Genomic DNA, 11,582 nt, shown 5'->3' with positions numbered 1-11,582 from the left:
ATCCATCCTCCTTCCGAAGTTGGTTTGCTAAGTGCTGCTATTGTACCCCTTGAGCTCTTAACAGGCTGTAATGGAGAGATGAACATCCGGCGCTTTTTTGAGGACTTCGAAGGCTTTGATGTCGCGCTCCGCTAGGCGCAACAACCGCCAAGCCTCCTCAAGATGCGGCTTCATAGAGGTCTTTTCCCTGCTTGCGCGCCCAGTACAGCACGGTGCCTGGCACACGGCTGCGCCGCTGGTATTCCGCCTCGGAATAAACGAGGATATCCAACCCTGGGCCCATATCGCCCACCGCTTCGTGCAAACGAATCATTTCGGCGTACCGATCAGACACCTCTGGTTTGATCACCATGATGTCTAGGTCGGAACCCGCGTCGGCATCGCCGCGGCCATAGGAGCCAAACAAGAGTACGCGGCTGGGCTGGGCCGCTGCCACGATACGCCGGACGATCTCTTGCAAGGTTTGATCATCGATCATATTGGCAACTCCATTACCTTCAGGCTCTCAATGCCCCGGTCATCCACGATCTTGACGGCAATGCGCTTGTGCTCGCCCGGTGCGAAGGGCAACGACACCGTACCGCTATAGGCTTTTATGAGGTCCTCGTCAATCTCGGCCTTGAGATTGCGCGCCAGCTTCGCCCAGCCTTCTTTCTCGCCCGCCATCGGGAAGAAGACCTGACGGGGGTAGAGGCAGCGCCCGTCGTAGTCGGTATCGAGCATCCACATGGCAATCTTGTCCTTGCCGCCCGATTCGATGGCCCCGGTCTTGGTGTTGTAGTAGTCGAAACCGTGTACCTCAACCACAAACCAGCCATCTTCGGCTTTGCGCAGCTCCACATCCGGCTGCCCGATGAGCCAGAAGGATTCGTTACTGGCGCGCTTCTTTTTGAGGTCGTCGGTGAGTAGGTCGGCGTTCATTTGGACTTTGAGGAACTGCATGCCGGCCAGCTCTGGCTTCATCTCGTCAATATCTTTTGCTGCTTCGGGGTCAAATTGAAAGGCGGCGAAGATCAGCAGTTTGGGCTGTGGGCTGAGCATCCGCGCCTCTTGCCAGGCATGCTCAACTTGCCGCTGCTCGAGCGGGCCATATTCCGGGCCAAAGGAGACCACCACGCGCAGGGGGTCGTAGGCAGGCGCCGACTCGCGCACGGTATTTGCCCCTTCGTCGCTGGGCCGCGTTTCCCCCACGGCATGGAGCCAACGACAGGCGGGCAGCGGTTCCAGCCGGGCAAAGCGGATGTATTGCCCGTTCTTCCCGCGGATACCCGTCTTGAGCAGCTCGTCGCGCCATTCCTCCTGACGCAGTGTTTCGCCGGAGCGGGCAATCGAGGCATCTGCCGGCTCGGGCCTGGGCTCCAAAATCTCATCCACCGATTTCACCGCTGGGGCTGGCACTGCTTCCACGGTGAACGGGCCTGTCACTCGCACCTTCTTCCTGTCCACGAAGGGCTGGTCGTAAAGCGTCTCCTGCGGCGCGTGGCGGGCAATGGCCTCATCGATGGCTGCTCGCAGGGCACGGCGGGCTTGATGGAATCGCTCGAATGGCGTCCGGCCAGCTTCCGGCCAGTCGGCGGGAAACTCAAAGGGCACCTCCCATTCCACCAGCTCGTTGACCTTAACCACCTGGCCAGCGGGCATGGTGAAGGTTTCCGTATCGGGCGCGGCAAAGTCTACAAAGTGGCCGGCCCGGCCACCTTGGGTCACCTTAAACTTCACCGCCTGGCCCTTTAGCGCCGCGTTGAGCTCAGCAAGGGCCGCTGCCACTGCCGGATGGAGCCGCGCGTAAATGCCGTCGATCTCCGGGTTATTGGCGATGGACTTGAGCGTGACATGGGGCACGGTCTTGTATTTAAAGCCGCTGCCGACGCCCTCCTGCGGGTGCGCGAGTTCATAGTAATCGAACACGGCGGTCATCAGCCGCTGACGGGCGATGGTGATCGCGACGCGCGAGGTGTCGCAGGTGATCCAGCGTCTGCCCCACTTCTCAGCCACATAGGCCGTAGTGCCGCTGCCGCAGGTGGGGTCGAAGACCAGGTCGCCCGGGTCGGTGGTCATGAGCAGGCAGCGTTGGAGGACGAGCGGGTTTGTCTGAACGACAAAAATACGAGCTTGAAAAGCAGTGGCCAAGTCGTCCCATACATTATTGAGAGACACCACTAGGAAGTCATCGTGGTATCGAACATACCAAAGTAGCTGGCCCACTCCCATAAGGCGATTGGCGGCTGCCAAAGCATCCAAACCGGCGGGGGACGTTTTCCAGTACTGATTTGTGGCACGCCGCCATGTTTGCCCTTGCCAGTGATATTCAAATGCACTGGTGTCGCCCCCGCTCTGCGAGAAAAGGGGGGATAATCTGAATCTTCTCCCATCCCAACTCTTTGATAACTCGTCTTTCATGAGCTTGCGTCTTGTTCCTGCCGTTTCCTCGAGCCAATTGTACTGCTCAGCGAGCGTTGTCTCTCTCCTCGGCAGGAATAGGGCGCGATATTTCAGCATGCCTATGTCCTTCGCATACCAAAGTATGTAGTCAGAAACGTTGTCAAGATACCTCTGGCCCATTCCGGCAGTCTTTTTCAATATTATGGCGCTTACGAGGTTGTGTTTCCCAAACACCTCATCCATCAACTCCCGCACATGGTGCACGTTCTCATCGCTAATCTGCACAAAGATGCTGCCGCTCTCGCTGAGGAGTTCCCGCGCCAGCAGCAGCCGGTCGCGCAGGTAGGTGAGGTAAGAGTGGATGCCCAGCTCCCAGGTGTCGCGGAAGGCTTTGATCTGCTCCGGCTCTGAGGTCAAATCCTCGTCCTTGCCGTCTTTGACGTCGCGCTTATTCACAAAGGGCTGGAAGTTGGAGCCGTACTTGATGCCGTAGGGCGGGTCAAAGTAGATCATCTGCACCTTGCCGGCCATGCCCTCCTTTTCCAAGAGCGAGTTCATCACCAGGAGCGAATCGCCGGCAATTAGGCGGTTCGTCCAGCCATGCTTGTGCTGGTAAAATTCGATGGCCTGGCGCAGGGGCTCCTTGCGTTCTTCCTCAAACAACCCCAGTTGTACCGGGCCAGCTTGGTCGTTTTTCTTGCGCACAGCCTCGATGATGGTGCGCGGGTCAATCCGCTCGTGGACGTGGAGCGAAACCGTGGGCACCTCGAACGAAGTGTGCTCGGCCTTGCCAGCCCAGACAAGCTGCGGATCCAGGTGCGGGTCGTAGGCGTAGGTCTTCTTCTTCTGCCCCGCGTCCCGGTCGTTCTCAGGCGTCACCAGTCCCACAGGCGGGTTGTTGAGCCGCTGTTTGTCCCGGTGCTCGTAGGATTCGATTGAGCGTTGGGTGTTGGTCTTCTTGCCTGCCATCCAGTCCTGCCTGTTGGTTTGTCGTGGGCTTAGTGGGAAGGCTAGCTTGAGAGTAACTTTTGATCCAGCCTTGAGCTGTCGCCTAAGCCCTTCTCCCCCAAGCCACCTATCCGTCCAGTGGCGCCCGCAGGGTTTGCACGCCCCGGGGCGACCAGGTTACTGCTCCAACGCGCTCGGCAATGTAGAGGGGCCGCTGCTTTTGCCGAAACCAGGTGGTCACTGCCTCGCCAACAGGGCCGGAGCTGATGCCCGCCTGCACCTGAAAGCGCTCCAGCAAGTCCAGGATCAGCGATCCCCCATCCCACCACAGCCAGTCGATCTGGGCCGGCAGCAAGGGGGATCCGGTCAGCTCCGCCTGGACAGGGGGGCCGGCGGATCCCAAGAGCAGCCAGCGGGATCCCTCGGCCTCCAAGGTCAACACCAAGGGGTTGGTGTGGACGGCCTGCAGCTTCAGCCGCTCCGAGAAGGGGATCCGGTCGGCAGGCCGCAAGACTTGATAGGGGATCCCGGCAGCTTGCACGGCGCTAAGAGAGCGCAGGTAGCTGTCCGAGGCGGCATTGACGCCGCCCCCGTCCCAGAACTGCCCGATGGAGAAAGCTGAAAGCAGGATCTCCCAGCCCCCATTGGCCGAGCCGGCAGAGGTCATGGCCACCGCCCCCTCCAGACGGCGCAGGCCCTGCTGCCGCAAAAAGGGCAACACGGTGCGCTCGGCCAGGCGGGGATCGCCGCTGTTGAGCAAGAGGTGGCGTCCTTCGGCTTGGATGGCCAGGACGGGGAGGCGGCCACTGGCCAAAGCGGTGATCTCGACCGGCGGCCCCGGCCACAGCCTTGGCCCCAAGAGGATGGCGGCCATTATCAGAGCAGTGCCCTGCCAGCGCAAAGCCCGCCGCCAGCGGGGCCAAAAGGTCAAAGCCACCAGCGCCCCGTAGAGAAGTAGACACTGGAGCAGCGAGACCCTGCCGGTGTAGTAGGAGCTCAGGGGCCAGCTGGCCATCCAGCCCACCCAGTTGATCAAAGGCGTGATCAAAAACGTCAAGGGCCGGGCCAGCAGGGATCCCAGCCCCGGCCAGAGCAAGGCCACAAAAGCCACCCCAAACCCCGCCACCAGCAGGGGCACCAAGAGAAGCAGCAGCAGCGGGTTGGCCAGCAGCGAGTAGGTGGGGATGCGGCCAAAGATGGCCACCTGCAGCGGCAGCGTCCAGATCTGGGCGGCCAGCGGAACGGCCAGAGCCGTGGCCACCGCCGGCGGCAAAAAGTCCAGCCGGGATCCAATCGGCCCTGCCCCCACCAGCAGGCCCAGGGTGGCGGCAAAGCTGAGCTGAAACCCCAGATCGGTAATCCACAGCGGCTGGTAGATCAACAGCAAAACCGCCGCCACCAGCAGCGTCCCCAGGGGGTTAAGCCTAACTTTTCCTTCCAGTCTTGGCTCCGTCAACACCAGCATGGCCGCTGCCCCCATCACCGCCGCCCGCAGCACCGAAGGGGTAAAGCCCGTCAAGGCCAGGTAAATCCCCAAGACCGCCAGGAGGATCCCCTGCTGCAGGCGTACCGCCAGCCGCCGCGTTAGGACAAACACCACCCCCACCAGCAGCGACACGTAAAACCCAGAGGCCGCTAGCGCATGGGCCAGGCCAACTTCTCGAAAGGCATCCTGCAAATCAAAATCCAACTGGGCAGCCCGGGATCCCAGCACCAAGGAAGCCAAGAGGTTCCCCTGCCGCTCCCCCAGCCCGGCAATGAACGCCTCCCGCACCCGCCGCCGCAGCACCCAACCTCCCCAGCCCCTTCCCCCCGGCTGGGGGATCACCTCGCGGGCGATGAAGCCGGCAAAAGCCCCCTGCCGCTGCAGATAGGCCTGAAAGTCAAAGCTGCCCGGGTTTAAGGCGGGACTGGGAAGGTAGAGGGATCCCGTCAGGCGCACCCGCTGGTTGGGATGGAGATCCTGGCTTGGGAGAGCCTCAGGGCTGGCAGTGACGTAGAGCTTGCCGCTTACCTGGCGGGCCGTTTGGTTGGCCTCCAGCACCTGCTCCGCCTCCAGCCAAAATTGCCGCCGCTCGCTGCGGGTGGGGCGGGGCTCCGAAAGAACGGTGCCCACCAGGCTCATCTGCCGCTGCGGGGCCAGAAGGCTGATATCCGTCGGGCCGGGAACCGGCTGCCGCCAGCCCAGGTAGGCCCAGGCCAGACACCCCACCAGCCCCATCGCCAGCCAGGTGCGGGCCAAGCGCGGTCGTCGCCGGTACAGCAGCGATCCCGCCAATCCCAAAGCCAGCGGGATCCCCCAGCCCCAGCCGCTCGCCGCCGGCCAGGCCCGCAGCAACAGGCCCAGGATCCAGCCCAGCCCCAGCAGATAGGTTCTCTCCATCCCTCTTCAGCGCTTTTGCCCCCACTGTACTCTCGCGCTCAGGCGGGATCCATGGCGTTGTCTTAACCTTGACCGGTTGCCGACCCCGCAAGACAGAGGCAAACTGCATCCGGCCTAGGGCTGGCGCTCGCCACCAGCCGCATGCTCCCGCCAGATGGGCAACGCACCCTCCAGATCCTTCCTCTTGCAAGTTTAAGAATTGGGAAAGATGGCCCACTGGCTCTTGACGGCGATATCCTAGGGTTTAAGCTACCGAGAGGCGAGGCGGATCGGCCCGCCTCTGGTCAAAGGAGTGAGCGTCTAGCTCAAGGGATCCGCCGCTCTTAAGGAAGCTTAAGCGTTTCTAAAAATGCTCAAAAGGGGCGGACAGAACGTTAGGGATCCCAGAGAATCTTGGCAGGGTCGTTAGGGTGATAGTGGGCTTTGCGAGGTGGGGAAACCGCACATGGACAGCGCTTTGCTGCAAGCAGCTCGCCAGATCTATCAATACCATTTGCAGTATCGACCGGAGGTGCTGGAGCAGCCGCCGCGGGGCGTGGTCATCCATCGCCGTACCCTGCGAGGGGATCTGATCTTTTCTGAGTTTCCCATCCTGCTGCCCCAAGAAACTTTCATTCCGCTGCAGCAGTTGGAGCCGCTCCGCTGAGGCCCTTCTGCCCAAGCCGAGCCTAGGCGCCTACGATAGCAGAGCAAGCCTCTTTTTCTCCCTGTGGACGGCTGCGATGGTGGACTTCCTTGCCAGCACCTGGGAGCTGCGCCTGTTGGTCTGGGTGCTGGTGTTGGTGCTGGGGGCCTGTGTGGGCAGCTTTCTCAATGTGGTGGTCTATCGCCTGCCGCAAGGTCTTTCTCTGCTCCATCCCGGCTCCCATTGTCCCCACTGCAAGACGCCCCTGGGCCCGATGGAGAACATCCCCATTCTGGGCTGGTTCCTGCTGCGGGGCCGCTGCCGCCACTGCGGGGCGCAGATTAGCTGGCGCTACCCTGCCGTTGAAGCCTTGACCATGGGGCTGTTCGGCCTCAGCATCGCCATCTTGGGATTTTCTCCCCGCGGGCTCCTCACCTGTGTCTTGTTGGGCTGGCTGCTGGCGCTGGCCCTGGTTGACCTGGATACGTTTTGGCTGCCGGAGTCGCTCACCCGCTCCGGCCTGCTGGCGGGGCTGCTGGCCCGCCTGGCGCTGCCCTGGCTGGAAGGGTCGGGATCCCTGGCCGCCATGGGCTGGTCACTGGTGGCCGGGATCGCGGGCGCCGTGCTGGGCATCTGGCTGTTGGAAGGCATTGGCTTTGTCGCCCGTTGGGTTTTGCGGCGGGAGGCCATGGGCGGAGGAGATGGTAAGCTGCTGGCCCTGATCGGCATGTGGCTGGGCTGGCAAGGGGTGTTGGTGGCCCTCATCTTGGGCTCTGGGCTTGGTTTGCTGGGCAGCCTGCTGGCCATGGCCGGGGGAAGGGCCCGCCTGGGCAAACCCATCCCCTTCGGCCCCTACTTGGCTCTAGGCGGCGCCGTGGCCGCCTTGGCGGGATCCCCCCTGATCGAGGCCTACCTACGCTGGTCGGGGTTGCTGGGGTAGAACTCCCTCACCCCTCTTCCAGTGGCAACGGCAACGATCGGCAGGGATCCCTTTTGGCCTCTACTCCACCCCCTCGATCCGGTCTTCCACTTCTTGGTACAGCTCCTGCAGGCGCTCGATGTTGGCCTGGGAAGTCTGCCAGTAGCCACGCCCGTGCACCTCCAGCAGGGTGCCGACGATGCGCCGGAAGGAGTGGGGGTTGAGGTTCATCAGGCGCTGCCGCATCGCCTCGTCCTTGATGAAGGTCTCGTTGGTTTCCTCGTAGATCCAGTTGTCCACCGCTCCCGCCGTGGCCGACCAGCCGGAGGTATTCACCAGCCGCTTGGCGATCTCCCGCACCCCTTCGTAGCCGTGCTTGAGCATGCCCTCGTACCACTTGGGGTTGAGCAGCTTGGTGCGAGCATCGAGGCGGATCGTCTCGCTCAGGGTGCGGATCTGGGCGCTGGGCGTGGTGGTATCCGCCATGTAGGCCGAGGGGGCCTTGCCGTCCGGGCGCAGGCTCTGCACCAGCTTGGTGGGATCCGCATCGAAGTAGTGGCTGACATCCGTCAGGCTGATCTCCGACGAATCCAGATTCTGGAAGGTCACGTCCACCGTCTTCAGGCTGGCCTCAAACAGCTGCCGCATCTGCTGGTTGGGCAGATTGGATCCGAAGGCAAAGGACTTACGCGAGAGGTACATCTCCCGCAGCTCGCTCTCGTCCTCCCAGGAGCTGTTTTCCACCGCCAGGTTGATGTTGGCCGAGTAGGAGCCAGAAGCGTTGGAAAAGACCCGCGTTGCCGCCTGCTCCAGCGTCAGCCCCAGCTCCTTGGCCTGCTGCAGAGCGTGCTTGCGCACATAGTTCAGCTCCAGCGGCTCATCGGCCAGGGCCGCCAGCTTTACCGCCCGGTCGAGGAGGGCCATTTGGTTGACAAAGAGATCCCGGAACACGCCGGAGCAGTTGACCACCACGTCAATGCGGGGCCGCCCCAGCTCCTCCAAGGGGATCAGCTCCACCTTGTTCACCCGCCCCAGGGCATCCGGCTGGGGACGCACCCCCAGCAAACACAGCACCTGCGCCAGCGACTCGCCGTAGGTCTTGATGTTGTCCGTGCCCCAGAGCACCACCGAGATGGTTTCCGGGTACCTGCCGCCGTTGGCGCTCAGCTCGCGGGCCAGCAGCCGCTCCACCACCATCTCCGCCGACTTAATGGCCGCTGCCGTGGGGATAGACTGGGGATCCAAGGCGTGGATGTTGCGCCCCGTCGGCAACACAGCGGGGTTGCGGATGGGATCCCCGCCCGGCCCCGGCAGGATGTACTCCCCTTCCAAAGCGCGAAGCAGGGATCCCAGCTCATAATCGGCCGTGATTTGCTTGAGGCACTCTTCCAAAAACTCAAACAAAGGCTTGAGCAGCTCCGCCTCCACCTGCGGATAGCCCGCCTCCTTGAGGGCCACCAGCCAGGGCGCCTGCCGCCCCATGTTGAAGAAATTGAGCTTGGCCACCCGCGAGACCCGCCCCTGGGCGTCGGTTTGCTCCTGCACCAGGGCCGCCACCGCCTTGTGGCAGGCCTTGTTGATGCGATCCAGCAGCTCCGTATCCGCCAGGTGCCCTTGATCCCGGTTGCGGTAGAGCTCGTCGATGTCTCGGCCCAGGCTCTGGGCGAGGATGCGCGGCAGGCCGAGGATCCCTTCTTCCGGGCGGTCGATGCTGGCGATGCTCACCAGGGTAGCGATGGCCTCCTCCGCCGTGGGGGGCGCCCCGATCACATGCAGGCCACAGGGCAACAGCCGCGACTCGATCTCCATCAGCTTGGCGTAGAGCTTGCCCACCACCGTGTCCCGCTCTTCCAGGGTGAGCTGGGCCGCATCCACCTGGGGCAGCTCCACATCCTTGTCCAGGTTGACCAGGCGCGCCTTGTCGCAGATGGCATTGACAATCTGAATGCCGCGTCCTCCTTCCCGCAGGCTTTGGTAAGAGCCGATCAACTCCCGCAGCTCCTGCAGGCCCTTGTAGAGGCCGGCGTTTTCTGCCGGCGGCGTCAGGTAGCTGATGGTGCAAGCATAGCCGCGCCGCTTGGCGATGGTGGCCTCGCTGGGGTTGTTGGCGGCGTAGTAGTACAAGTTGGGCAGGGATCCGATCAAATTGTCCGGGTAGCACTCGCCCGACATGCCGATCTGCTTGCCCGGCATGAACTCCAAAGAGCCATGGGTGCCAAAGTGGATGACCACGTCGGCCTTCCAAACCTTTTCCAGGTAGGTGTAGTAGGCGGCAAAGCCGTGGTGGGGGCTGGCCGATCTCGAAAAGAGCAGCCGCATGGGATCCCCTTCGTAGCCAAAGGTGGGCTGCACCCCGATGAACAGGTTGCCAAAGTGTTTGCCGTAAATCAGCAGATTTTGCCCATCGGTATTCAGGTGCCCCGGCGCCGGCCCCCAGTATTTCTCAATGGCTTTGACATAGGGCGTCAGGGCCTCATATTCCCGCACCGACAGCTTGGCCGCCACGTTCAGCTCCGGGCTGGCGTACTGGGCCTGGGGATCGTGCAGGATGGACTCCATCAGCTCCTGCGGCGTTTTGGGCAGCTCTGGCCCCAGGTCATAGCCGTTGTGGGCCAGCGCCTGCATCACCCGGTGGATGGAGGCAAACACATCCAGGTAGGCCGCTGTCCCCACATTGCCCTTGTCCGGCGGAAAGCTGAAAACGGTGATGGCGATCTTCTTCTCCAGCTTGGGCTTGCGCCGCAGATTGGCCCACTTGATGGCCCGCGCCGCAATCAACTCAATCCGATCCTGCAGGGCATGGGCCTTGCCGGTGACGGCGTCCCGCCCTGAGAGGATGATGGGATCGATGGCCCCATCCAGTTCGGGAATGGCAATTTGCAGCGCCACCTGCACCGGGTGCAGCCCCAGGTCGCTATTGGCCCATTCCTCTGTCGATTGAAACACCAAGGGCAGTGCCACCATGTAGGGACGATTGAGCCGTTGCAGCGCCTCCACGGCTTTGGGGTGATCCTGCCGCGCCGGCCCGCCCACCAGGGCAAACCCGGTTAGCGACACCACCACATCCACAATTGGCGCCGTCTTCTGCTCGTTCCAGAAAAACTCGTTCACCGGCTTGGAAAAGTCCAAGCCGCCGGCAAACACCGGCACCACCCGCGCCCCGCGCGACTCCAGCTCCTGCACCATGGCCACGTAGTGGGCATCGTCCCCCGTCACCAGGTGGGTGCGCTGCAGCACCAGACCCACGCAGGGGGCCAAGGGATCCTTCACCTCCTCTGGCAGATCCTCGCGGGCGTTGTACCAATCCCAATACTCCGCCAGGCTGGCAAACATCTGCGGCGCCAGCGGGTGCCAAATGCCCATTTCCAGATAGGTGACCGGCTCGGCAAACTTGACCTGATCCCGCATCCCCGGCAGGTAGCGATCCGCCAGCATCAGCAAAAAGTTCTCCAGGTTCTCGCGGGATCCGCCCAGCCAGTACTGGAAGCTAAGCATGAAGTTGCGGGCATCCTGGGCCTTGTCAAAGGGCAGGTACTTCAGCACCTTGGGCAGCGTCTGCAACAGCTTCAGCATCCCCTCCTGGAAGTTGGATCCCTGCTGGCGCTTGCGCATGAACTGGGCAATGGCGCTCTTGGACTGGCCCAGTTGCGCCATAGAAAAGGATCCCAGCTTATTCAGGCGCATCACCTCCGGCATGGAGGGGAACACCACCACCGCATCCAACCGCTCCCGCAGGGGTTCTACCGCCTGCACCACCTTCTGGGCGATGTCCTCAATAAAGATCAGGGAGCCAATAAAAACATTGGCCGTCTCCAGATCCCGCCGGAAAGCCTCATACCCCGAGGGATCCCGCAGCTCCTCCACCAAGTAGCCAGACAGCTCCACCGCCAGCTTGGGGTTGCGGGCGTTGATGCACTGCACCGCTGCTGTCAGAGCACTCTGATACTGCGGCTCCAACACCACGTACACCACCTTCATCAGTCGGCGCCCCCCTAGCTCGTCAGGGGCCACGTGGCGGGTGATGGGCTTAACCAGAGTAAACATGCGGTCGCTCTCCCTTGTGCAATGCAAAAAAGCAAGTGGGCCGGGAATGGGCATTCTTCCCTAGCACCTGTTTCCCGTTCTACCAGAGAACCGGATCCCTGCCGGGGGCATAACGCCAGTCTCGTAACAATTCGCAATAATTGCAAAGGGGGCTCTTCTCTTGAGGAGATCTCAAGGATCCAGACCTGGAAGGGCCCAGAGCGGCTCTCCTACACAAAAGGATAGTTTGGTAGCCCCGCACTTGAGTGCGGGGCGGAAAAGCCCGCTAGCCACTTTAGTCG

The 11,582-nt window shown here is 62.3% G+C and carries 6 protein-coding genes; 2 read left to right on the top strand and 4 right to left on the bottom strand.

Going from position 1 to position 11,582, the window contains the following annotated elements; all coding sequences use genetic code 11:
- Positions 1 to 157: 157 nt before the first annotated feature.
- From NW855_RS04525 to NW855_RS04515, 3 genes are all read right to left on the bottom strand, one after another.
- Positions 158 to 478: a nucleotidyltransferase domain-containing protein gene (locus tag NW855_RS04525; RefSeq protein ID WP_011430170.1), complete on the bottom strand. Its 321-nt coding sequence runs from the start codon at positions 476 to 478 to the stop codon at positions 158 to 160.
- Positions 475 to 3,351: a site-specific DNA-methyltransferase gene (locus NW855_RS04520; RefSeq protein WP_414508403.1), complete on the bottom strand. Its 2,877-nt coding sequence runs from the start codon at positions 3,349 to 3,351 to the stop codon at positions 475 to 477. Before NW855_RS04520 ends, NW855_RS04525 begins: the two co-directional genes overlap by 4 nt.
- A 106-nt stretch (positions 3,352 to 3,457) precedes the next feature.
- Positions 3,458 to 5,713 (bottom strand): ComEC/Rec2 family competence protein, encoded by a 2,256-nt coding sequence (locus tag NW855_RS04515; RefSeq protein WP_414508402.1) that lies wholly within the window; start codon positions 5,711 to 5,713, stop codon positions 3,458 to 3,460.
- Between the two features lie 445 nt (positions 5,714 to 6,158).
- Here NW855_RS04515 and NW855_RS04510 point away from each other — a divergent pair, with 445 nt between their 5' ends.
- Together NW855_RS04510 and NW855_RS04505 are read left to right on the top strand one after the other, a co-directional pair.
- The gene (locus NW855_RS04510) at positions 6,159 to 6,359 is read left to right on the top strand and encodes a hypothetical protein (protein WP_041438278.1); all 201 of its coding nucleotides are present in this window, start codon (positions 6,159 to 6,161) and stop codon (positions 6,357 to 6,359) included.
- 76 nt (positions 6,360 to 6,435) lie between these two features.
- Positions 6,436 to 7,278 carry a prepilin peptidase gene (locus NW855_RS04505; protein ID WP_011430174.1) on the top strand — a complete coding sequence of 281 codons (843 nt, stop codon included), beginning with the start codon at positions 6,436 to 6,438 and terminating at the stop codon, positions 7,276 to 7,278.
- Positions 7,279 to 7,338: 60 nt separating this feature from the next.
- Here NW855_RS04505 and NW855_RS04500 read toward each other — a convergent pair whose 3' ends face one another.
- Positions 7,339 to 11,301, bottom strand: a complete 3,963-nt coding sequence (locus tag NW855_RS04500) for a magnesium chelatase subunit H (protein WP_414508401.1) — start codon at positions 11,299 to 11,301, stop codon at positions 7,339 to 7,341.
- Between the last annotated feature and the right edge of the window lie 281 nt (positions 11,302 to 11,582).

This window comes from Synechococcus sp. RC10B2, from assembly GCF_047502635.1.
Note: the sequence above shows the minus strand (reverse complement) of the source record. Positions and strands in the feature narration are given on the sequence as shown.